The organism is Coprococcus sp. AM100_B19A (assembly GCF_027662015.1).
In the GTDB taxonomy this organism is placed as follows: Bacteria; Bacillota; Clostridia; order Lachnospirales; family Lachnospiraceae; genus Allocoprococcus; species Allocoprococcus comes.
In genome coordinates, this window is sequence record NZ_JAQDKN010000025.1 from 1 (window position 1) to 21,284 (window position 21,284).

The 21,284-nt window shown below is 38.7% G+C and carries 22 protein-coding genes and 1 pseudogene; 22 read left to right on the forward strand and 1 reads right to left on the reverse strand.

Annotated elements, in window-relative coordinates; all coding sequences use genetic code 11:
* Nucleotides 1–136 precede the first annotated feature (136 nt).
* The 15 genes from PGQ33_RS16035 to PGQ33_RS16105 all read left to right on the forward strand — a co-directional run bounded on the left by PGQ33_RS16035 (nt 137) and on the right by PGQ33_RS16105 (nt 13,265).
* A complete protein-coding gene (locus tag PGQ33_RS16035; protein WP_195484235.1) occupies nt 137–1,528 on the forward strand; it encodes an AAA family ATPase in 1,392 nt (463 codons plus the stop codon).
* Complete coding sequence (locus PGQ33_RS16040; RefSeq protein ID WP_055181143.1) at nt 1,521–2,201, forward strand: hypothetical protein; 681 nt, start codon at nt 1,521–1,523, stop codon at nt 2,199–2,201. Before PGQ33_RS16035 ends, PGQ33_RS16040 begins: the two co-directional genes overlap by 8 nt.
* An 82-nt stretch (nt 2,202–2,283) precedes the next feature.
* Nucleotides 2,284–3,477 carry a DUF4062 domain-containing protein gene (locus PGQ33_RS16045; protein WP_195484234.1) on the forward strand — a complete coding sequence of 398 codons (1,194 nt, stop codon included), beginning with the start codon at nt 2,284–2,286 and terminating at the stop codon, nt 3,475–3,477.
* A 121-nt stretch (nt 3,478–3,598) separates the two neighbouring features.
* Complete coding sequence (locus tag PGQ33_RS16050) at nt 3,599–4,591, forward strand: DUF3991 domain-containing protein (protein ID WP_270206079.1); 993 nt, start codon at nt 3,599–3,601, stop codon at nt 4,589–4,591.
* 8 nt (nt 4,592–4,599) lie between these two features.
* Nucleotides 4,600–4,911 (forward strand): hypothetical protein, encoded by a 312-nt coding sequence (locus PGQ33_RS16055; RefSeq protein WP_006426180.1) that lies wholly within the window; start codon nt 4,600–4,602, stop codon nt 4,909–4,911.
* A 190-nt stretch (nt 4,912–5,101) separates the two neighbouring features.
* The gene (locus PGQ33_RS16060; RefSeq protein WP_101872451.1) at nt 5,102–5,188 is read left to right on the forward strand and encodes a DUF3789 domain-containing protein; all 87 of its coding nucleotides are present in this window, start codon (nt 5,102–5,104) and stop codon (nt 5,186–5,188) included.
* Nucleotides 5,189–5,308: 120 nt separating this feature from the next.
* Nucleotides 5,309–6,295 (forward strand): DUF5688 family protein, encoded by a 987-nt coding sequence (locus tag PGQ33_RS16065; protein ID WP_270206080.1) that lies wholly within the window; start codon nt 5,309–5,311, stop codon nt 6,293–6,295.
* Nucleotides 6,292–6,630 (forward strand): plasmid mobilization protein, encoded by a 339-nt coding sequence (locus PGQ33_RS16070; protein ID WP_195484232.1) that lies wholly within the window; start codon nt 6,292–6,294, stop codon nt 6,628–6,630. The genes PGQ33_RS16065 and PGQ33_RS16070 overlap by 4 nt, the downstream gene beginning before the upstream one ends.
* Nucleotides 6,621–8,066 carry a relaxase/mobilization nuclease domain-containing protein gene (locus PGQ33_RS16075; RefSeq protein ID WP_195484231.1) on the forward strand — a complete coding sequence of 482 codons (1,446 nt, stop codon included), beginning with the start codon at nt 6,621–6,623 and terminating at the stop codon, nt 8,064–8,066. The genes PGQ33_RS16070 and PGQ33_RS16075 overlap by 10 nt, the downstream gene beginning before the upstream one ends.
* Nucleotides 8,041–8,922: a DUF3801 domain-containing protein gene (locus tag PGQ33_RS16080; RefSeq protein WP_021740714.1), complete on the forward strand. Its 882-nt coding sequence runs from the start codon at nt 8,041–8,043 to the stop codon at nt 8,920–8,922. The genes PGQ33_RS16075 and PGQ33_RS16080 overlap by 26 nt, the downstream gene beginning before the upstream one ends.
* Nucleotides 8,923–8,927: 5 nt before the next feature.
* A complete protein-coding gene (locus PGQ33_RS16085; RefSeq protein WP_021740713.1) occupies nt 8,928–9,932 on the forward strand; it encodes a hypothetical protein in 1,005 nt (334 codons plus the stop codon).
* 26 nt (nt 9,933–9,958) lie between these two features.
* Nucleotides 9,959–10,162: a hypothetical protein gene (locus PGQ33_RS16090; RefSeq protein ID WP_006426173.1), complete on the forward strand. Its 204-nt coding sequence runs from the start codon at nt 9,959–9,961 to the stop codon at nt 10,160–10,162.
* Nucleotides 10,149–11,945, forward strand: a complete 1,797-nt coding sequence (locus tag PGQ33_RS16095; protein ID WP_195484229.1) for a VirD4-like conjugal transfer protein, CD1115 family — start codon at nt 10,149–10,151, stop codon at nt 11,943–11,945. Before PGQ33_RS16090 ends, PGQ33_RS16095 begins: the two co-directional genes overlap by 14 nt.
* Before the next feature lie 34 nt (nt 11,946–11,979).
* A complete protein-coding gene (locus tag PGQ33_RS16100; RefSeq protein WP_006426171.1) occupies nt 11,980–12,345 on the forward strand; it encodes a hypothetical protein in 366 nt (121 codons plus the stop codon).
* 83 nt (nt 12,346–12,428) lie between these two features.
* Nucleotides 12,429–13,265, forward strand: coding sequence for a hypothetical protein (locus PGQ33_RS16105; RefSeq protein WP_021740711.1), 837 nt, complete (start codon nt 12,429–12,431; stop codon nt 13,263–13,265).
* A 54-nt stretch (nt 13,266–13,319) separates the two neighbouring features.
* On the opposite strand, the gene PGQ33_RS16110 is transcribed toward PGQ33_RS16105, so the two are convergent.
* Nucleotides 13,320–13,700: a hypothetical protein gene (locus PGQ33_RS16110; RefSeq protein ID WP_021740710.1), complete on the reverse strand. Its 381-nt coding sequence runs from the start codon at nt 13,698–13,700 to the stop codon at nt 13,320–13,322.
* An 82-nt stretch (nt 13,701–13,782) separates the two neighbouring features.
* Between PGQ33_RS16110 and PGQ33_RS16115 the strand changes: the two genes are divergently transcribed.
* The 7 genes and pseudogenes from PGQ33_RS16115 to PGQ33_RS17085 all read left to right on the forward strand — a co-directional run.
* Entirely contained in the window at nt 13,783–14,175 is a 393-nt protein-coding gene (locus PGQ33_RS16115) for a PrgI family protein (RefSeq protein WP_021740709.1), read from the forward strand.
* Complete coding sequence (locus PGQ33_RS16120) at nt 14,156–16,495, forward strand: VirB4-like conjugal transfer ATPase, CD1110 family (protein WP_270206081.1); 2,340 nt, start codon at nt 14,156–14,158, stop codon at nt 16,493–16,495. The genes PGQ33_RS16115 and PGQ33_RS16120 overlap by 20 nt, the downstream gene beginning before the upstream one ends.
* 88 nt (nt 16,496–16,583) lie before the next feature.
* Nucleotides 16,584–16,991 carry a DUF6075 family protein gene (locus PGQ33_RS16125; RefSeq protein WP_028087880.1) on the forward strand — a complete coding sequence of 136 codons (408 nt, stop codon included), beginning with the start codon at nt 16,584–16,586 and terminating at the stop codon, nt 16,989–16,991.
* A gap of 25 nt (nt 16,992–17,016) precedes the next feature.
* The gene (locus PGQ33_RS16130) at nt 17,017–18,738 is read left to right on the forward strand and encodes a lysozyme family protein (protein ID WP_195484228.1); all 1,722 of its coding nucleotides are present in this window, start codon (nt 17,017–17,019) and stop codon (nt 18,736–18,738) included.
* Nucleotides 18,739–18,867: 129 nt separating this feature from the next.
* The gene (locus PGQ33_RS16135) at nt 18,868–20,979 is read left to right on the forward strand and encodes a penicillin-binding transpeptidase domain-containing protein (protein ID WP_055171570.1); all 2,112 of its coding nucleotides are present in this window, start codon (nt 18,868–18,870) and stop codon (nt 20,977–20,979) included.
* A complete protein-coding gene (locus PGQ33_RS16140; protein WP_028087877.1) occupies nt 20,969–21,163 on the forward strand; it encodes a hypothetical protein in 195 nt (64 codons plus the stop codon). The genes PGQ33_RS16135 and PGQ33_RS16140 overlap by 11 nt, the downstream gene beginning before the upstream one ends.
* Nucleotides 21,160–21,284 (forward strand): annotated as a pseudogene (locus PGQ33_RS17085) (DUF6070 family protein); the annotation flags it as partial. The gene PGQ33_RS16140 and the pseudogene PGQ33_RS17085, both read left to right, overlap by 4 nt.

Here is a 21,284-nt window from a genome sequence, read left to right on the forward strand (position 1 = left end):
AAAAATGAACACAATATAAATAATATTATAATTTAAAAAATAGAATAAAAAATACCAAAATGTAAAATGAAATTGAAAAATCAAATGTTTTGTGTTAGAATATAGATGCGATTTTAATGGATTATAGGAGGCAATTATGGGAAATATTGTTGTTCGTTTATCATCATTAACTTTAAAAAATATTAAAAATGTAAAGAATGGTATTATTATAATGCCGCTTGCTAATGAAAGAAAATTTGAATGTAATAGAGCTGAGATTTTGGGAATTTATGGACAAAATGGATCTGGTAAAACAGCAATTGTCGATGCACTTTATTTTTTACAAGGTATTATTACTGGTGAGGAATTAGATCAAAGGATTATAGATTATATCGATACAGATTCAACAAATGCAGAGATAAATGCTGAATTTAAAATATTTGGAGATAACGTACTGTATGAGGTAGGGTATCATATTATTTTTTCGAAAATAGATGATGGCGTTATTATTGAAAGAGAATATTTGAATTGTGCAATAAATAAAGATGGCAATAGAACGAATAAGAATGTTTTTATGGATTATCAAAGAACTCAGACAGATGTTGTTTTTAAACCATTGAAAAGAGTTGAAGAATTAGTTGGGAAAGATAAAAATGTAAAAATGGATCTTATTGTTGCACGAAAAATAGCAGAAAAGAGTAATTGCTCTTACATTTTTGGAAAAGATAGTAGAGAAATTTTCTTTAAAAAAAATAGTGAATTTAAGAATTATTCCATTGTTATTCATGCATTGTTTGATTTTGCACTTAAAGATTTGTTTGTTATTAGAAGTTCTCATTCCGGTTTGATTTCTGCAAATTTCTTGCTCCCAATGGCTTTTCGCATTGAAAAGGAAAAAACAGGAATGAAAGGGGATTTTGCAGTTCCATTAATGGAACCAGTTATTTTAGATATTAAAAAGAAAGATATTCTTAATGAGATTGTAGATCAAATCAATACTGTTTTATATACAATTATTCCGGGAATGAGTATTGAAATAAAAGATTATGGAAAGCAAGCAATGGATTCTGGTGAAGAAGGCTGGAAAGTTGAGCTTATGTCGAATAGAGAAGGAAAAAGAACGATTCCGATTCGTATGGAATCTGAAGGTATTATTAAGATAGTATCTATTTTAAATGTTCTAATTCAAGCATTTGGAAATTCTTCTATCTGCTTAGTTATTGATGAATTAGATGCTGGAATTTTTGAGTATATGTTAGGAGAATTATTAGATATTTTCAATAAGAGTGCAAAAGGACAATTGATTTTTACATCTCACAATCTACGTGCATTAGAGATGTTGGATAAAGATAGTATTATGTTTTCTACTGCCAATCCAAATAATAGATATATTCACATGAAAAATGTGAAAGGATCTAATAATCTCCGAAGTATGTATATTAGAAGTATTACTCTTGGTGGACAGGAAGAAAAAATATATGAAGAAACTGACAGCTTGAAAATTGCGAGAGCATTTAGAAAAGCAGGAAGGAGACTGCGAAGTGAATGAAAAAAAGGTAGTTACGGTTATTGTTGAGGGGCCTAGTGATGAAAATGCTATAGGTGGAATATTGAAAGAGTTTTTTTCTTCGGAAGAAGTGCAATTTGCAGTTGTTCATGGAGATATAACATCTAATTATAGTACAACAAAAGAAAACGTAGTGTCAAAAGTAGGTGCTTTAATAGAGACTATCAAAAGTAAGTACGGATATAATTGGGGAGATTTTGTAAAAATTATTCATATAGCTGACACAGATGGTGCATTTACTAAAAATTGCATTAAGGAAGCAGAAGTTGAAAATATTCAATATTATGAGGATCATATGGAATATTTTGACATTGAAGAGGTTGAAAAAAGAAATGCACATAAATCAGAGATTATGTTTAAGTTGTACACAACTGGAAAAATCCGCAATATTCCGTATAGGTTATATTTTAATTCATGCAATTTAGAACATGTTTTATACAATGAACTTAAAGACTTTTCAGATGATGAGAAAGAAATACTTTCGGATGAATTTGCTGAAAAATATGAAGGAAAAGTTTTGGAGTTTATAGATTTTATTTCAGATAAATCAGTTTCCGTTGAAGGAACATATAAAGAAACGTGGAAATACATAGAAAAAGATATAAATTCACTTCAACGTCATTCAAACATGCATTTGATTTTTAAAACAGATTAGTAAGCACGTATATATTGATATTTTATCAATAATTTTACTAATAAAAAATAGAAAAAAGTCATAATAGAAAGAGGGCGTGAAAATGCAATATATTTCAGGAGAGGCACGTAAACCATCAATATTTGTAAGTTCTACATGTTATGATTTAAAACAGATTAGGCAAGATATTAGAGAATTTATTGAAGCGGATTTAGGATATGAAGCCATATTATCTGAATACAATTCTTTTCCAATAGATCCGGATAAAGATACTATAAATAACTGTCTTCGAGTCGTAGAACAAAGAGCTGATATAATGGTACTAATCGTTGGCAGTCGATATGGGTACATAACAGATCATGGAGAAAAATCAATTACTAATTTAGAGTATTTACGGGCAAAAGCAAAAGGTATCCCGATTTTTGTATTTATAGATCAAAAAGTAAGTAATATTTTGCCTGTTTGGAAGAAAAATAAAGAAATGAATTTTTCAGATATTGTAGATTCGAAAAAAATATTTGAATTTGTAGATACTTTAAGAAACAAAGATAGTAATTGGGTATACGAGTTTAACGCAGGTCAAGATATTATAAAATGTCTGAAAAATCAATTGGCTTATTTGGTTAATGATAGTTTATGTTTAAGAAAACATTTTTCAAAAGAAGGGGTATCGCCTAAGGTGTTAAAATATTCCGGGCGTGTATTTGAATTAGTAGTTGAAAAACCGGCTTTGTGGGAGTACTTATTATTTGCAGAGGTATTAAAAGATAATTTGAATAAACTGGATGATTTGCGATATGATATGAAATACGGTATTTCATTTGAAAGAACAGTTTGTTTTGAAAATCCTATAGAAATTTTTGATTATGTTCAGGCAAAAAGTAAAGAACTTATTCGGAAAAATGATATTCTTTGTGTTATACTTAATAAGGCTCTTAAAGAAGCACTTGGTGAACGTGGAACGCCAGGAAATGCTGAGTATATAATTTATGTAGCAGAAAAATTGATTGAAGTATATAAAAGCGATCATCTTTGGGCATTAGATTTTAAATGTATTAGTGTTCCAGAAATGTTCGAAAAATTGATAGAATATACATCAGAGTTGAGCAAATCTATAATAGAAGATATTGAGAATTTTATAGATGATTATGATAAACGAATTAATGAATTAGCTTATGGTTTAGAGGATATTTCTGGAGAAAAAGTAGTATCTTTTAACCTTGAATTACGCAGTCCAGATATGAATAAGATTAATGCAGAAATTAAGCGGTTAGAAGAAATATTATTAAATAATTAAAAAAGAATATACGTGCCTTACATAGCCAGATGGTTCCAACTCAAGGAATCACCTGGCTATTTTCATGCCCGGATATTATCCCCAATAATATCAATCTAAGGCAAGAAAGGAGATGAAAATTATGCCATATATACCACCATCGGTCGTGCGGGAGGTCAAGCGGATGGATTTGCTTACGTACTTGAAAAATTATGAACCATACGAATTAGTTCACTTTTCTGGCAACACCTACACTACCAGAACACACGATAGTTTGAAAATATCAAATGGGAAATGGATGTGGTGGAGTCAGAGAACCGGTGGCAGATCAGCATTGGATTATCTGATTAAAGTAAGAGGATACAGTTTTTTAGAGGCGGTTGAATTGCTTGCAGAACGGGCAAATATTCAGCCGCCTCTTTTTGTATCTGAGAATGTTCCGATGGAGAAACAGTTACTGTTGCCAAAGAAAAATCAAGATGATCATAAAGTGATTGCGTATCTTTTAGGACGTGGGATTGATAAGGAAATCATTCAGTTTTGTTTGGAGTCCGGAAGAGTTTATGAAAGTGCATTTCATCATAACGTAGTGTTTGTAGGGATGGATGAGAAAGATAATCCGAAATATGCAGCTCTTAGAGGAATCGGAACCAGCTTTATAGGAGAAGCAAATGGAAGCGATAAGAATTATTCTTTTTCCATTTTTGCAGAGAAATCCAATGATACGGTGCATCTGTTTGAGTCAGCCATTGATTTGTTATCCTATGCGACGTTGCAGAAATTAGACGGGAAAGAGTGGAGGAGAGAACATTTATTGTCACTGGCAGGTGTCTATCAGCCAGAAAAAGAAATTGAAAAAAGTAAAGTCCCTGCAGCGTTGACCAGGACATTAAAAATGCATCCAGAGGTGAAGACAATCGTTCTGCATTTGGACAATGACCGTATTGGGAGACTTGCCACAAAAGCAATTTCTGCAGTGCTTCCAAAGCAATATCAGGTAAAAGATGTACCGCCAAAACAAGGAAAAGATTACAACGATCTGCTCTGCATCAAGTTAAATCTGGCAATTACAAAGCGAGAAAAAAGCACGAAAAAGAGTATGTCTGGTCATGAAAATATGAGAGATAGAAGGTGAAAAAGAACATGAAAATTGCAAAATATGAGCTGAAGGTCGTGCATAAGAAAAAGCTGATTTTGACGATGGAAGACGATGTGGACAGTGAAGAACTGTTGAAGATTTTTCTGAAAACACAGTTGAAAGAAGAAAAAGAACAGAGTGAATTACTTGGAATTATTGCTGAGAAAGTGTCAGAAGAAAGCTGTACAGAGCAGTGTGAAAGTTGTCAAAAGTATTGTCCGGCAAGTGAAGAATGTATGGCAACTGATGAAAATGTACGATGCACAAAGTGTGAATACTTGTGTGAAGCTTGCGGGATTTGTGAACTGAAAAAATAAAAAAAGCAAGTGCTTTTTCGGCAAGTAAATCTTCTGATACCCGGAACAGTGAGACGGGTGCAGAAGAATACACAATACCAGCAAGCAACGCCTTTGGATTACCACACAGTTTTCCTGTCTGGCAGTCCGGCGGCAGCTTGTCAGGGAGAATCCCTGAAACCCTCAGAAAATGAAAAAGGAGAAAGTAACAATGTTGAAGTTTATTTGTGGAGTATTAGTAGGTGGCATTATAGGAGTAGTGTTGATGTGCCTATTACAGATTAACAAGATTCAGTAGACAAAAAGAAAGGAGATACAAGATGCTGGTTGAAGTATCAATGAAAGACAAGAAGAAAGCAGAAAGACGATATCAGGAATATTTAAAGAAAATGAACAAGAAGAAGGGAGAACAGAAGAAATGATTGCAAAAGAAATGATAGCAGAAAAGGTATTTGCGGAAGGTGTAGCAAAAGACATCCGGAATTTTCTACCAGCTAAATATGAGAATGCAGAATTTCAGGTAATGCAGATGAATAAAAATAATGGAGTCCAGATGGTAGGAGTCCAGGTAAGACTGCAGGAAGAAAATGTGTGCCCAGTTGTCTATGTAGAACCGTTCTTCAATGAAATACGTTTGGGTGAACCCGTTGAGAAAGTGATGAATGAAATTGCAAGATGCATGGAAGAAGCAGGCAATGTTCCGTTTTTGCACAGTGGTATTAACCCAATGGATTATGATTCAGTGAAGGAGCATCTGGCAGTGATGCTTGTGAACACCCAGGCAAACAAACGAATGTTACAGGAAATGCCTCATGAAAATATGGAAGATCTGTCGGCTATCTGTTATGTGGATTTTCCGGTAGAGTCTAACGATGGAAAAGCGACTATGAAGGTGAAAAATGAACATCTTAAGATGTGGAATGTGGATGCAAAGGAAATGTTCCAGCAGGCCAGAGCAAATACACAGCCTGTAAATACACCGATTCTTCAGTCAATGGACGAAATGTTGTTGAGTATTTTTAATGAAGAAGGACATGCAACAAACCTGTTAGATGAAAATGTTGATTTTGGACTTCGTTCACATGATATGCTGTATGCACTTACGAATGTAGAAAAGCAATATGGAGCATCTATGATCACGCAGCCAGAAGTTTTAAATAAATTGGAACAGCTTTTTCCAGAAGGATTTTATGTGTTACCGTCATCTGTGCATGAAGTTCTGATTGTTCCGGATAATGGAGAGATGGAACCGAAAATGCTTGGTGAAATGGTACGGGAAGTAAATAAAAATGAAGTGGAACGGCAGGAGGTTCTCTCAGACAGAGTTTACAGTTACGATAAAGAAAAACACCAGATTCACCAGGAACCAGATTCTATACAGAAAGTAAAGGAGATGGAGCGTTGAGAAAACGTAATGTAGCAATCCTTTTCCGATTGAACAAAAAAGAAGCAGAGGCATTGGATAAGAAAGTAAAGAGAAGCGGACTGAACCGGGAAGCTTACCTGAGACAGTTGATTTCTGGTGTTGTTCCAAGAGACGCACCGCCGCCAGATTATTATTCTATGATGCGGGAGCTGCATAAGATTGGAAATAACTTAAATCAGATCGCACAGAAAGCACATGTGTTAAATGTGGTAGATGTGCAGCGTTACGATAAGGAAGTGCGGAAGTTCAATGAAGCAGTCCGTAAGATTACAGAAGCAGTGATACTTCCGGGGAAAAATAAATCATGGCAGTGACATCAATCTGGAGCATCAAAGGTTGGATTGGAAAAGTCATCAATTATGCGGAAAATCCAGATAAGACCAAAGAACAGACGAACCAAGAACTGATTTCAGAAAGTGAAACTGGGCAATTACAGGGATTTAATGATGTGATTACCTATGCGGTGAATGCCGAAAAGACCAGACGGGAACAATCCGAATCCGTAGAAACAGAGCTTGTCGGAGAATCGGAAGAACTGATGGAACAGTATGTATCGGGAATTAATTGTGCACCGACAACTGCCAGAGAAGAAATGATTGCAGTCAAAAAGCGTTTTGGAAAGGAAGGCGGGATTGTTGCATTTCATGGATATCAGTCTTTTGCACCGGGAGAGTGTAATCCGGCAATGGCACATGAGATTGGAAAGAAGCTGGCAGAAGAATTGTGGGGTAGTCAGTATCAAGTGCTGATTGCAACTCATTTGGATAAGGCAAATCATTTACACAATCATTTTGTGGTGAACTCAGTTTCATTCCTTGACGGGAAAAGATACCACAGGACAAATCAGGATTATCGGGATATGCGAATGGTGTCGGACCGGTTATGTAAAGAATACCAGTTATCGGTTGTCGGGCAGCCGGAACAGGGAAAAGGAAAACATTATGCTGAGTGGCAGGCAGAACAGCAAGGAAAGCCGAGTTATCATAGCATGGTAAAAGCAGATGTTGATGAAGCAATCCGAAAAGCGAGGACTGAAAAACAGTTCTTTTTTTATTTGCGGGAAAAAGGATACTTGTTTAAGTTTGGAAAAGACATCACTATTCGTCCGGAAGGGCGAGAGCGAGGTCTGAAGCTAAAGCGGAACTTTGGAGAGAATTATTCGCTGGAAGCAATCCGGGTTCGGATTCTGGAAGAAAATGAATTACCTGCCGAGAAAAAAATTTCAGTTGGGAAGTATTACCGGATTCAGGTATCCGGCAACTTTAAGCAGACAAGAAAAATCAGAGGGCTTCGGGGATTGTATCTGCACTACTGTTATCTTTTAGGAATCCTGCCGAAGAACCGCCTGTCAATATCTGCCAAACAGGTGCATGTATTGTTCCGGGAGGATTTGTTAAAACTGAATACCATTTCAAAAGAGACGAAGCTGCTCTGCCATTATCACATTGATACTGCGGAGCAGCTTTTTTTGTTGAAAGAAAGTTTGCAGAAGAAAATGGAGCAGTGTGTGGAGGAGCGGAAGCACCTGCGTTATAAGATCCGGGCAGACAGACCGGAAGAAGAAATACAGGAAATGAAGGAGCAGATAAAAGTTCTGACAGAGAAAATTGGAACGCTCAGAAAGGAGGCAGTACTTTGTGATGGAATCGCCGCACGTTCCAAGGTAATCGAAGAAAAATTTAAGATGGTGCGGGAAGAAAAAGAGAAGAAGGAGGAACAAAGCCATGAACACATCAGGCGAAGCCGCTGATCAGGTGGTCCGAATGTCGTTGGAAGTCGGTGAAGCAGCATTGAAGATCAGTGGCACAGGAGCGAAGCATCTGGCAGTGATGCTGTATGCAGTCTTAAAAGAGAAGAAAAAGACAAAAGGCAGAGTAAGACTTGAAACACTGGTCAAATCAGGTAGACCACTGACGGTATTTTCAGTGAAAGAAAGTGATCTGAAACAATTTGTTCAGGAAGCAAAACGATATGGCGTGTTGTACTGTGCAGTCCGAAATCCAAGAGGAAGCAGTGACGGATTGATAGATGTGATTGTAAAGGAAGAAGATGCACCAAGAATCAACCGTATCGTAGATAGATTCCAGTTTGCATCTGTAACAGAAGCAGCGAAGATTAAGACGGAAATTGAGCGGACACGTGCAGAAAAAGCAAAAGCCGGAAAATCAGAGAAGCAGGAAAAGAAGCCGGAAAAAGTACAGGTTCAGCAAGAAAAACAGGGACAGGCAGAGCCGGAAAAAGATTATCCGCAGAAATCCAAGGAGGATCAGCTTATGGACGAGTTGTTTGGAGAGTCGGTGAAGAAAGAGGGTAAGGAGCAAAACCCTTCTTTGGCAAAGACGACCAAATCCCGTCTGTCCGAGCCTACCTCAAAGAAGCAAGAGAAAACCGCAGAGGGTACTTCTAAGTTATTTACCCCGGAAAAACCAGAGAAACCATCGGTCAGAAAGGAACTTCGGGAAATACAGAATGCAAGGAAGAAAGAAGCGGAGCGGCGTGAGAATAGAAATGATCCGGTGAGAAATCAGGGAAATAAAGACCCGAATCAGATTCGCCACCAGCAGCCACAACAGAAACGAAAACCAAGGAAAGGGAAAGAGAGGTAAATTTTATGGATAATAGTTTTGATTCTTTATTAAATGCATCGGCTGTACCACAGGATGAAAAGGTACAGGCATTTATTGCGGAAAGCAAAAATAACAGGAATCGCTGCTATGAGTTGTCAGAGCAGGTAACCGCACAAGTGGCAACGGATGGGAAAATGCTGCAGAAGTATCTGGATGTACAGAGTACCTTTGATCGATATACTACCAATAATGCACTTCTGATTCTGGCACAAAGACCAGATGCACAGAAATTAGGTGACTATGGATACTGGAGAGATCATGGATTTTATTTAAAACGTATGGAACAACAGAATCCAGTTCTGATTTTAGAGCCAGGAAAAACATATAAGCGTGAAGATGGTACAGTTGGAAATTATTATAATGCGAAAAAGCTATATGATATTTCTCAGACAACAATGTCCGATACTACAATTCAAAAGTCAGAATATGAAGAACATGATTTAATCCGGGCGTTAGTCAGTACCCCTCCGGTAAATATTGTTGCAGCAGAACCAGAACAGATGCCGGATGAAAAAGGAGCATTTTTTAAACCGGAAGAAGGTTGTATTTATGTAAGAAAAGGGATGAGTGCACAGGAAATCTTTCAGAATCTTGTGCCGGAATTGGTATTTGCCGGATATGCGGATGGAAATCCACACTATGATAAAAATGAAGATGCATTTCATGTATCGTGTGCGTCTTATATGTTGTGTAAAAAATATGGAATGGATACCAGTCGATATAATTTTTTACATGCACCAGAGTTTTTTGAAAAAATGGAGACTCAGGAAGTGAGAGTGGAACTTTCCAGAGCCAGAGATGCAGCGAATACAATTTCTGCAAGAATGGCAAAGGTACTGGATCAGAATCGGAATGCAACTTACCGACAGTCAGAGGCTGAAAAAAACGGGCAAGACAGTTCTGAAAATGTGAAAGATAAGAAAGAAAATCCAGAGCCTGAAAAGAAAGAACAGAAATCCAGAGGACAACATAGAAAAGAAGCACGCTAGAAAAATTCGGGAAAGGAGAATGCAAAATGAGCAGTGATACGATTACGTTAGAACTGGATAAATATGAGAGTGGCGTAGTGTTCCATTCCCTAAAGGACAAGCGGAATCAGATGCTGAAAGAGGGAAAAGATACGGAGCTTGTCGATGACGTTTTAATGAAAGTCATTGAGAAAATCGAAGTACCGTCGGAGAAGGAAAAGCGAGGACGCAGAAGCCATGAAGAACGATGATGAGCAGAGCAGTCTGATGTTGGCGGTAATTGGAATTATCCCGGTTATCTGGTTTGCGTTACTTGTCGCACCTTATCTTTCGTCTGGTCTTATGGGGATTCTGGATGGAGTCCCGGAAGCAATGAACCATCCGTTTTCGATTCGGTTATGTGGGGACAGTGTAAAAACTGTCCTTATTTTTTTGCTGTCTTACGGCATGGGAATCGGGATTTATATTTCTACCAAGAAACATTACCGACGAGGTGAAGAACATGGTTCTGCTAAATGGGGAAATGTGAAGAAAATAAATCGCAGATACAAGGAGAAGCGGTTTACAAAAAATAAGTTGCTGACCATGCATGTGCAGATCAGTTATAACATGAGGAAACATTTGCGAAATGTATTGACGGTTGTGATTGGTGGTTCCGGTTCAGGGAAGACCAGATTTTTTGCAAAGCCGAATCTGATGCAGGCGAATACTTCTTTTGTGGTTTTAGATCCAAAAGGAGAAAATCTAAGAGATACTGGGTATCTTCTGGAAGAAAAAGGATATGAGGTAAGAGTGCTTGACCTGATCAACATGGAAAAGAGCCATTGCTATAACCCGTTTGTATATCTGAAGGACGATAACGATGTGCAGAGATTGGTAACGAACCTATTCAAAGCGACTACACCCAAGGGAAGTCAGTCAAACGATCCGTTTTGGGATACTGCAGCTTCCATGCTGTTGCTGGCACTGATTTTCTATTTACAGTATGAAGCACCAGAGGAAGAACAGAATTTTCCGATGGTAATGGAAATGTTACGTGCCGGAGAAGTCAGAGAAGACGATGACCAGTATCAGTCACCACTTGATGAATTATTTGAGCGGTTGGAAATGAAAAATCCAGAACACATTGCAGTGAAGTATTACAAAGATTATCACTCTGGTAGTGCAAAAACATTAAAGTCCATTCAGATTACACTTGCAGCAAGACTTGAGAAATTTAACTTATCCAGTCTGGCAGCACTGACCGCAACGGACGATTTAGACCTGCCATCACTGGGAGAGCGAAAAATGGCTTTATTCGCGTTAATCCCGGACAACGACACCAGTTACAACTTTCTGGTGTCAATTTTGTATACCCAGTTATTTCAGCAGTTGTTCTATCTGGCAGACCATAAATATGGAGGGAGACTTCCGGTTCATGTGCATTTCCTCATGGACGAATTTGCAAATGTTTCACTGCCTGATGACTTCGATAAGATTCTGTCTGTGATGCGTTCCAGGGAAGTGTCAGTCAGTATTATTTTGCAGAATCTGGCGCAGTTAAAAGCATTGTTTGAGAAGCAGTGGGAAAGCATTATGGGAAATTGTGATGAATTTTTATATTTAGGCGGCAATGAGCAGGGAACACATAAATATGTCAGCGAACTTCTTGGCAAGGCAACGATTGACACGAACACCTATGGAAAGTCAACGGGACATTCCGGGAACTATTCCACCAATTATCAGAATACAGGGCGGGAGCTGATGACACCCGATGAAGTTCGCATGTTGGATAACCGATATGCGATTCTTTTTATTCGTGGAGAAAGACCAATTTTAGACGAGAAATTTGATATTTTAAAGCACCCCAATGTGGGACTTACAACTGACGGAAACGGAAAACCATATCTGCATGGAGCAGTTGACCGGGCAGTGGCAAGTATTTCACTGGGAGACAGCTTGGAAGGCGAGTTCACAGATGATTCTCTGGAAGTGGAAGATTATGAATTATTATCCGATGAAGATCTGGAAGAAATCATTCAGAAATATCAGTAAATCCAAGAAAAATATATAGGAGGCTATCAAAAAAATGAAGTTAGATATGCGAAAGAAGCAGGAGAAGAAAGAAACAACAAAATCAACGAAGAAGCTGCCAATGACAGCAAAAATGAAACGTGCCATGGCAGTGTATATTGCAATGGTACTGATTATGACAGCAGGAGCAAGTACCGTATTTGCGGCAGACGATCCACTGACCGTTATCAATAATCTGTCCACGTTTATCTTTGGACTGATTCGTGCCATCGGAATGATTTTGTTGGGATTTGGAATTGTGCAGGTCGGTTTATCACTGAAATCTCATGATCCAAGCCAGAGAGCGAATGGATTCCTGACACTTGCAGGCGGTGTTATTATTACATTTGCAAAAGAAATCCTGAATCTGATTACAGGTTAAGAAGAATAGGAAATAAGGAAACGGGACGGTGCAGGTCCGAAAGGAATCGCACCGCCCAGGCTAAGACAGGAGGTGTTTAGAAGGTGTCAGATAACTGGGTAGTACAGAACTTGCAAAATGCCTTGGATACCTGGAACAGCAAACTTGCAGAAATCTGGCAGATACTCACACAGTCACCGGAAACCTTTAAGGGTGGCGGTATCTGGCAGGTGATTGTGCAGATCCATGGAGCATTGCAGGCAATCGGCTATGCTTTGTTAGTGCTTTTCTTTGTAGTCGGAGTGGTCAAGACTTGTGGAAGTTTTACAGAGGTAAAAAGACCGGAACATGCATTGAAAATTTTTATCCGTTTTGCGATTACAAAAGGCGTAGTCACGTATGGACTGGAGCTGATGATGGCATTATTCAATATCATACAAGGAGTGACCAGTACGATTATGCAGACCGCAGGATTTGGAAGTACGGAAGATACCGTTTTACCGGACGAAATCATAGAAGCGGTAGAAGATTGTGGATTTTTTGAAAGTATTCCTCTATGGGCGGTGACGTTGATCGGTGGACTTTTTATTACAGTTCTGAGCTTCATTATGATTATGAGTGTATATGGAAGATTTTTTCGATTGTATCTTTACACAGCGATTGCACCGATTCCATTATCTTCATTTGCAGGAGAGCCGAGTCAGAATATCGGAAGAAGTTTTTTGAAGTCATACGCAGCAGTGTGTCTGGAGGGAGCAATCGTGGTACTTGCCTGCATTATATTTTCATTGTTTGCATCATCACCGCCAGTTGTCAATCCAGATGCAGCAGTAGTCACTATGGTGTGGAGCTATATTGGAGAGTTGATTTTCAATATGCTTGTACTGGTCGGTGCGGTGAAGATGTCAGACAGGGTAGTGAGGGAAATGATGGGATTATAAAAAACAGAGTATGTATGGTAAGAAACCGTACATACCCTGTTGTATGTTATGAGCCTATTCTACAATATCTTTGCTGTCATTATATCTCATATTTCCCTGAGAATCGAAATGAACAGAATCTAATGGAATCCCTCTTTGTCTGGCACGAGAAATCTGGAAGGACATATCGTCTTTCATAACTTTGTAGTATTGATGTTCCTGCCATTTGCGTCGCAGAGCAAAAATCCAGCTGAGAACAGAAAAGGCAGTCAGCAGATAGAGGATTGCAAATGCAAGTTTCTCATGAGTTGCTGCCCATGGATTCAGAATTGTGGAAACAGCAAGAAAGTATAACAGCGGTAAGGTCAGATTTAATCTGGCAGCAATCCGAAACAGCAGAGAAATCAGGAATAGAGCAACGGTAACAACAAGTGAAATCATAACAGTGATTGGCATAGGTCAGTCCCCCCTTTCATTTACCCAAAGTGTAACAGAACAGAAAAAATATAACAAATGTGCGATTTGGAGGTGTATCGTTTTGGAAGTAAAAATTAACAAGGAAATCAGGGATTACACGGAAGCAATCTTTTTCGGATTGTCCCTGAGACAGTTTATCTTTTCAGGATTAGCCTGCGGGATTGCCGTTGGGCTTTATTTTTTGCTTCACCCATACATGAGCATGGAAACAGTGAGCTGGATTTGTGTACTGGGAGCTGCCCCATGTGTAGTGTTCGGGTTTGTAAAATATCATGGAATGACAGCGGAGCAGTTTATCTGGGCATGGATAAAATCAGAAATCCTGATGCCGAAAAAACTGGTGTTCCGGTCAGAAAATCTTTATTTTGATGCGGTAGAACCAGTCATTAAAAAATATGAGAAAGAAAGTCTGAAGAAGGAGGGACGCAAGAAGAATGATAAAAACGCTGAGTAATATTTTCAAGCAGGATAAAGAAAAATTTGTAATTCCAAGAAGCGTACAGCAGGTAATTCCCATCGAGACTATCTGGTCAGACGGGATTTTTAAAATCGGGAGAAATAAATTTGCACGTACTTATAAATTTACAGATATCAACTACGCGGTGGCAAGCAAAGTAGATAAGGAAACCATGTTCCTGGAATATATGGATTTATTAAATTCTTTCGATTGCGGTGGAACAACAAAAATAACGATCAATAATCGCCGCTTGAATAAGGTGGATTTTGAAAAAGCAATCCTGATTCCGATGCAGGAGGACGGACTGGATTTATATCGGAAAGAGTACAACAATATGCTTTTAGATAAGGCAACCAGTTCCAACAGCATGGTGCAGGAAAAATATGTGACAGTATCCTGCTATAAGAAAACAATCGAAGAAGCCAGAACGTATTTTGCACGAGTGACAACAGAGCTGAACAGTCATTTTGCAAGATTGGGTTCCAAATGTGTAGAGATAAATGGAGAAGATAAGTTACGGATTCTGCACGATTTTTACCGTACAGGAGAAGAATCTGGTTTCCATTTTGATATTCAGGAGAATATGAGAAAAGGACACAGCTTTAAAGATTATATCTGTCCGGATACCTTTGAATTTGAAAAAGATTATTTCCGCATGGGAGATCGTTATAGAAGAGTACTTTTTCTTCGTGAGTATGCTTCTTACATCAAAGACGATATGATAGCAGAACTGACCGACATGAATCGAAATCTGATGTTGAGCATTGATGTGATTCCGGTTCCGACTGATGAAGCAGTACAGGAAGTGGAAAAACGTTTGTTAGGTGTGGAGACTAATATAACAAACTGGCAACGACGCCAAAATGCCAACAATAACTTTTCCGCAGTGATTCCTTATGATTTGGAACAGCAGAGAAAAGAAAGTAAAGAGTTCATGGACGATTTAACCACACGTGACCAGCGTATGATGTTCGGTATACTGACTATGGTGCATACGGCAGAATCGAAAAAACAGCTTGATGCAGATACGGAAACACTTCTGACAATCGGACGGAAAAAGTTATGCCAGTTTTCTGTTCTGAAATTTCAGCAGATGGACGGACTGAATACAGCACTACCCATCGGACACCGGAAGATTCCGGCAGTCCGCACACTGACTTCGGAGAGTGTAGCAGTGTTGATGCCATTCCGGGTGCAGGAGATTATGGACGCAGGTGGAATCTATTGCGGTGAAAATGCAATCTCCCATAACTTAATCATGTGTAATAAAGAAAAACTGTTAAATCCAAACTCATTCCTTTTAGGAGTACCGGGAAGTGGAAAATCCTTTAATGCAAAAATGCAGATTGTATTCCTGGCACTGGCAACGCAGGACGATATCCTGATTTGTGATCCAGAGCGAGAGTATGCATCATTAGTTGAAGCAATGGGCGGAGAAGTGGTTCGCATTGCTGCAGGAAGCCGGGACCATATCAATGCAATGGATATGGTAGACGGATATGGAGATGGCGGTGATCCAGTGATTGAGAAGTCACAGTTTATTTTATCTCTGTTTGAACAGTTGGATAAAAAAGGAATCAATGCAAAGGAACGTTCCATTATTGACCGATGTGTGGGAGAAGTTTATGAGGAATATCAGCATGGCGGAGCAGTGCCGACTTTGCGGGTGTTGCGTGAAAAATTTTTAGAACAGGAAGAACCGGAAGCACAGGATTTGGCACTGGTATCAGAATTATTTACCAATGGAAGTCTGGACGCATTTGCACATGAAAGTAATGTTGATGTGAATAACCGTATCATTGTATACGACATTCTGGATTTAGGAAAACAGTTAAAGACCATGGGACTTCTGGTAATCACTGATGCAATGTTGAACCGGGTAACGGAGAACTGGAAACAGGGAAAGCGAACCCATATTTTTTTAGACGAGTTTCATGTAGTATTTGAAAATGAGTATTCCGGAGCATTTTTTAACTCTGCATGGCGAAGATTTCGTAAGCGTAATGCATTCCCGACAGCAATCACACAGAACGTGGAATATCTGTTAGATTCTGTTCTTGCAAGTACGATGATTTCCAACAGTGAGTATATCGTGATGCTTAATCAGGCAGAGCCGGACAGAGCAAAGTTGGCGACACTTTTGAATATTTCTACAGAGCAAATGGGATATATCACAAATGCAGATGCCGGTTGTGGTCTGGTGAAATATGGAAGTTCGCTTGTACCGTTCGTCAATAGATTCCCAACCAATACAAGGTTGTATAAACTGATGACCACAAAGCCGGGAGAGGACAGTATCAACCGGGGAAGAATGTAAAATTAAAAATATTTTGAATAATGAAAAGCAAGGCACTGAAAATCGTCACAATTTGTGGCGTTTTTTAGTGCCGGAAAAGGAGCCAAATATGTCAGAAATCAGATTTTCATCAAAGGAACACGAAAAGTTTTTTTATCAGATGTTAGCTAAATGCGGAAAGCACGACAGTTATTACAGTTCATTTTTCTATTGTGTGGGAATTTCTGAAGATACCAGAAATCATGTTGATCGCATGTTTGATTTTAAAGAGCGTTTGATTAAACCAGAAGCATTGCATGAAGGGTGGCAGACAGGCGGTTCGGCACGATTGACCAGACTGGCTTTCAACTTGTGGAATGGATATGTGGAGAAGGGAGAAGAAAGTCTGTCTACCCCATACGAGATGTTCGATTGTGGCTATGCATCATATTTTTATGAAGCAATCCGCATGAAATACCCGGAATACTGCCGGGAACTGCCACAGGTGAGCAAAAAAGAAACTAATCATGAACGCTAGATAAAGATTCAAATGGAGAAAAGCGATGGATCGTAAGATAAAAACACGCCAAGTCCATAAGGATATTAAAGTATTAGATAAGACAGTTACAGTGACAGACCATGTTAAGCAGTCCTATGTCAGAACAAAAGAAAATATCATGCAATCGACGGAGAAATCTAGTGATAGAGAGAATAATCCGGTAGGTTATGCAGAAGATGCGGCCAGCAAGTATGCTGACCGCATCTTTCACGAAACAGGGCATCAGGTACGCAGACAGGCAGGAAAGATTATTGAACGGAAGAAAGAGAAAGCTTCTGTTTCTTCGACAGGCGAAGAAACAGTTTACCAGCCGAAAGAAGAAATTCGACCAGTACCGCCTTCAGGCGGAGAAACGGCACAGGAGCAGGGAAAAGAACTTGCTGTCAAAAAAATTAAGACCATTGAACGGGATAAAAGAACCATCAAGACCGGGAGAGCATCGGAACAGGTTGTAAAGAATACTGGAAAAGGTACTATCAAGACCTCTGGAAAAGCGGTCAAGACTGCAGAACAGACGGCAAAGACCAGTATTAAGACATCGGAGCAGACAGCAAATGTTTCTGTCCGGGCAATGCATTATTCCATGAAAAAAGCAGAAAAAGCAGTGCAGGCAGCAAGACAGACAGCACAGAATACAAAGATTGCAGTGAAAACGACAGCAAAGGCAGTAACACATGTAATAAAAGCGTTGATGGAAGCTATAAAAGCATTGTTAAGTGGATTGACCGCAGGCGGTTGGATTGCAGTGGTGATATTGATTATCGTCATTTTATTTGGTGGATTTCTTTGCATGACAGGCGGGGATAATTCCAGTACGGTTTCTTCTGTCAGTGCAGAAGTAGAAGCATATGAGCCACTAATTCGGCAGTATGCAAACCAATATGGAATTGGTGAATATGTGGAATTGATTAAAGCGATTATGATGCAGGAATCCGGTGGGAGAGGACTTGACCCGATGCAGTGTTCAGAGGGCAGTTTTAATACAAAATATCCCAAACAGCCGAATGGAATCACAGATCCGGAGTATTCGATTTCTTGCGGAGTGCAGGAAATAAAAAGCTGTCTGGAACGTGCAGGAGTAAAAAATCCTCTGGATATGGAAAATATTAAACTGGCATTGCAAAGCTACAATTATGGAAATGGATATCTGGAATGGGCGAAAGCTAGAGGTGGATATACCCTTGCCAATGCAGCAGAATTTTCTGATATGATGGCACAGAGAATGGGGTGGAGCAGTTATGGGGACAAGCAGTATGTACCACATGTGCTTCAGTATTATGCATTTGGAAGAATCCCGACAGGTATCGGCAATCAGGCAATCGTTCAGGTGGCAGCATCGCAGGAAGGAAAAGGCGGAACGACTTATTGGAGATGGTATGGATTTGGAGGCAGGGTAGAGTGGTGTGCCTGCTTTGTGTCCTGGTGTGCAGACCAGAGCGGTTATATTCAGAGTGGAGTCATTCCGAAATTTTCTCTTTGTTCGGACGGTGTGAAGTGGTTTGAAAGCAAAGGTAGGTTCCGTGACGGAAGTTATACCCCGGTGGCAGGAGATATTATTTTCTTTGACTGGGGAAATAATGGGACGATTGACCACGTTGGAATTGTAGAGAGTGTCAGCGGTGGAACCGTCAATACCATAGAAGGCAACAGTGGGGATAAAGTGGCAAGACGGAGTTACCGTATCGGAAGCAGTAATATCTATGGATACGGTGTCCCGGCATATTAAAAGGCAGGAGAAAAAGTGTGATAGTCTAATGGTGAATCTGGAGTATACAATTCCTGAAAATAGACTTGACTTTTAAATATTACAAGCGTAAGATTTAAGAAACAAAAAAATTAGAAGAAAGGAATATCTATGAAAAATAGACGAAAAAAGCAAAATATCCAAAAATCTTACGCTTGTAAGATTTTTGGGCTGATAGTAGCTATAACAGTAATTGCTGTTTCAGGAGGTGTTTTATTAAAAAGGACGATAACGGAATCACCAGAAGACACACTTGTGGAATATATGAACCATATTGAAAAAAAGGAATATGAAGTAATGTATACTATGATAGATTCAGATGAAAAAGTTTATCTGACAAAAGAAGAATACATACAACGAAATTCTAAGATATACGAAGGAATAGAGGTCAGTGACATTAAAATCAGTCATATAGCTGTGAAAGAGAAAAAAGCAGATACAGTTACGCTTTCGTATGAAACATCATGTAATACAATTGCCGGAACAATACAATTTGACAATATGGCGGAACTGAAGAAGACGAAACAGGGATATAAATTAGTATGGCAGGATAGCCTGATTTTTCCAGATTTAGAGAGTGATGATAAAATAAGTGTTACTACATCAAAAGCGGAGAGAGGAGAAATATTAGACCGAGATGGTAAAATGCTTGCAGGAAAAGGAGTAGCAACATCAGTTGGCATTATACCGGGAAAGCTGGAAGACAGGAATGTATCTATTGAAAAAATAGCGGAGTTATTAGAGATAGATGTAGAAACAATAAATAACAAACTCACAGCAAAGTGGGTAAAAGAAGATTCTTTTGTACCAATTGAAACTATTCCGAAAGTAGAAGAAATAGATTTAATGAAAATACAGCCAGAAGAAAAGACACTTGAGGAGCAGGATTGTCAGAATAAACTTTTGGAAATTCCAGGGGTTATGCTATCAGATGTGGAAGTTAGAACCTATGAGTTAGGGGAAGCAGCAGCTCATTTAATTGGTTATGTACAGTCTGTAACAGCAGAAGATTTGGAAAATCATCCAGGGGAAGGATATTCAGCTGAAAGTGTAATCGGAAGATCTGGGGTGGAAAAGTTATACGAAAAGCAATTAAAAGGAAAAGATGGTTGTGATATAAAGATTTTGGATAGTGATGGGGAAGTAAAAGAGGTTCTTGCAAGTATTTTTAAAGAAGATGGTATGGATATAAGATTAACGATAGATTCCGATTTGCAAAAATCATTATACGAGCAGTTTAAAGAAGATCCGGGGTGTTCTGTCGCAATGAATCCTTATACGGGAGAAGTATTGGCTTTGGTAAGTACCCCATCTTATGATAATAATGAATTTATACGGGGCTTATCATCAGAGAAATGGACATCATTAAACGAAGACGAAAAGAAGCCATTATATAATCGTTTTCGTCAAGTATGGTGTCCTGGCTCAACATTTAAACCAGTTGTGGCAGGAATTGGGTTGAAAACGGAAAGCATAGATCCAAAAGAAGATTTTGGAAATGAAGGTTTGGCATGGCAGAAAGATTCGTCTTGGGGATCTTATCAAGTGACAACACTTCATGAATATGAACCGGTTATTATGAAAAATGCAATTATCTATTCTGATAATATTTATTTTGCAAAGGCAGCTCTTAAAATTGGTAGTGAGAATTTTATGAATACTTTAAATGAAATAGGATTTAATCAGGATATGCCGTTTGAGATTGCGATGCAGGAATCAACATATTCCAATACAGATAAAATAGAAACAGAAATACAATTGGCAGATAGTGGTTATGGGCAAGGGCAGATTCTTGTAAATCCATTACATCTGGCAAGTATTTATACTTCATTTTTAAATGAAGGGAATATGATAAAACCGTATTTGAAATACAAAGAAGAAGCATCCGGTGAAACATGGATAGAAAATGCGTTTAGCAAAGAAAATGTAGAAGAAATTATGCAAGGGGTGGAAGGTGTTGTAAATGATCCGGAAGGAACCGGATATGCTGCACATCGTGACGATATTTTGCTGGCTGGAAAAACAGGGACAGCCGAGTTGAAGGCAACGAAAGAAGATACTTCTGGCAAAGAAATCGGGTGGTTTTCGGTGTTTACGGCAGATAAAAGCGTGGACAAACCAATTCTTCTTATCAGTATGGTTGAGAATGTGAAAGGAATCGGTGGAAGTGGTTATGTTGTTAAAAAAGATGCAACAGTATTGGATGAGTATTTTGAAGAATAAAAAAATTTTTATGGGAAATTATTACATATGTAAGATATTTGCGATGATATTGATAGTTCTTATTGTTTTTACAGGGTGCGGACAAAATCGAATTACGGAAAAAGAAGAAAAGAAAGAAACCGTAGAATCTGAAATGAATGCAGAAGTAAAAAAACAGCGCAAACTTTTCGGTCTGTTTATATGAAGGAGAAGTCGGAGTTAAATACATTAAAGGTGAAAAGAAAAATTATCAATTGTCTGGAAGAAAAAGGATATGCGGCAGTAGATTGTGATAATCAGATTGATATGGTCAATCGTGAAAAAGT

Coding starts and splice junctions, on each gene's coding strand:
- PGQ33_RS16075 (WP_195484231.1), top strand. CDS start 6,621: ATGGCAGTGACATCAATCTGGAGCATCAAAGGTTGGATTGGAAAAGTC.
- PGQ33_RS16135 (WP_055171570.1), top strand. CDS start 18,868: ATGAAAAATAGACGAAAAAAGCAAAATATCCAAAAATCTTACGCTTGT.
- PGQ33_RS16125 (WP_028087880.1), top strand. CDS start 16,584: ATGTCAGAAATCAGATTTTCATCAAAGGAACACGAAAAGTTTTTTTAT.
- PGQ33_RS16045 (WP_195484234.1), top strand. CDS start 2,284: ATGCAATATATTTCAGGAGAGGCACGTAAACCATCAATATTTGTAAGT.
- PGQ33_RS16120 (WP_270206081.1), top strand. CDS start 14,156: ATGATAAAAACGCTGAGTAATATTTTCAAGCAGGATAAAGAAAAATTT.
- PGQ33_RS16060 (WP_101872451.1), top strand. CDS start 5,102: ATGTTGAAGTTTATTTGTGGAGTATTAGTAGGTGGCATTATAGGAGTA.
- PGQ33_RS16050 (WP_270206079.1), top strand. CDS start 3,599: ATGCCATATATACCACCATCGGTCGTGCGGGAGGTCAAGCGGATGGAT.
- PGQ33_RS16055 (WP_006426180.1), top strand. CDS start 4,600: ATGAAAATTGCAAAATATGAGCTGAAGGTCGTGCATAAGAAAAAGCTG.
- PGQ33_RS16035 (WP_195484235.1), top strand. CDS start 137: ATGGGAAATATTGTTGTTCGTTTATCATCATTAACTTTAAAAAATATT.
- PGQ33_RS16130 (WP_195484228.1), top strand. CDS start 17,017: ATGGATCGTAAGATAAAAACACGCCAAGTCCATAAGGATATTAAAGTA.
- PGQ33_RS16090 (WP_006426173.1), top strand. CDS start 9,959: ATGAGCAGTGATACGATTACGTTAGAACTGGATAAATATGAGAGTGGC.
- PGQ33_RS16085 (WP_021740713.1), top strand. CDS start 8,928: ATGGATAATAGTTTTGATTCTTTATTAAATGCATCGGCTGTACCACAG.
- PGQ33_RS16065 (WP_270206080.1), top strand. CDS start 5,309: ATGATTGCAAAAGAAATGATAGCAGAAAAGGTATTTGCGGAAGGTGTA.
- PGQ33_RS16100 (WP_006426171.1), top strand. CDS start 11,980: ATGAAGTTAGATATGCGAAAGAAGCAGGAGAAGAAAGAAACAACAAAA.
- PGQ33_RS16080 (WP_021740714.1), top strand. CDS start 8,041: ATGAACACATCAGGCGAAGCCGCTGATCAGGTGGTCCGAATGTCGTTG.
- PGQ33_RS16110 (WP_021740710.1), bottom strand. CDS start 13,700: ATGCCAATCACTGTTATGATTTCACTTGTTGTTACCGTTGCTCTATTC.
- PGQ33_RS16095 (WP_195484229.1), top strand. CDS start 10,149: ATGAAGAACGATGATGAGCAGAGCAGTCTGATGTTGGCGGTAATTGGA.